The 717-nt window shown below is 78.7% G+C and carries 1 protein-coding gene; it reads right to left on the minus strand.

Annotated elements, in window-relative coordinates; all coding sequences use genetic code 11:
• Positions 1 to 49: 49 nt before the first annotated feature.
• On the minus strand, positions 50 to 717 hold a 668-nt coding region (locus FOE67_RS27600), incomplete at its 5' end, for a pyridoxine/pyridoxamine 5'-phosphate oxidase (RefSeq protein ID WP_323385621.1).

A 717-nucleotide genomic window follows, 5' to 3' on the forward strand; every position in this document is an offset into this window, starting at 1 on the left:
GGTTCGGCCGGGGTGAAGCGGGAGGGGGCACGCCGACGGCGCCGGGGGCTCACGGCCACAGCTCGGTGCGCTCCCACCCGTCGTCCGCGCGCGTGTAGCGCAGGCGCCGGTGTCGCCGGTCGGCGGAGCCCTGCCAGAACTCCACGGTCGCGGCCCGGAGCAGGTGGACCGTGTGGCCGGGAGGGACCTGTCGGGGGTCCTCACCCCTGGTTCGGCGCACGTTCTCCTCCTCGGCCGTCCACTCGTGCGGCGAGGCCATGGGCTCGCTCTGCCGGCCGATCAGGGCGGCGATCCGGGCGGCGGGGGAGCGGCCGAGGAAGTCCGCGCGCGACCGTTCGGCGGGGGCGGTCACCACCGGCCCGCGCACCCGGATCTGGCGCCCCTGCGCGGGCCAGTACGCCGTCATCGCCGCGCCGGGCACCGCCGCCAGGTGGCGTCCCTTGGGGCTGCCGGAGTCGGTCGCGAAAGCCCACTCGGCGCCCTCCTCGTCCACGCCGCGCAGCACCAGCACCCGGGCGTCGGGGAGACCGTCGGGGGCGACGGTGGAGAGCACCACGGCGGTGGGGTCCGCGACCCCCGCCGCGAGGGCGGCTTCCAGCCACTCGCGCAGCAGCGCGCCGGGGGTTCCCGGGGCGGCGGCCGGGTCGAAGTCCGGCAGTGCGCGGGCCATCGGCGGCCCGGCCGCCCGCAGCAGATCGGCGAGGGACGGGTGGGCCG

This window comes from Streptomyces calidiresistens, assembly GCF_014141525.1.
Classification (GTDB): Bacteria; Actinomycetota; Actinomycetes; order Streptomycetales; family Streptomycetaceae; genus Streptomyces; species Streptomyces calidiresistens.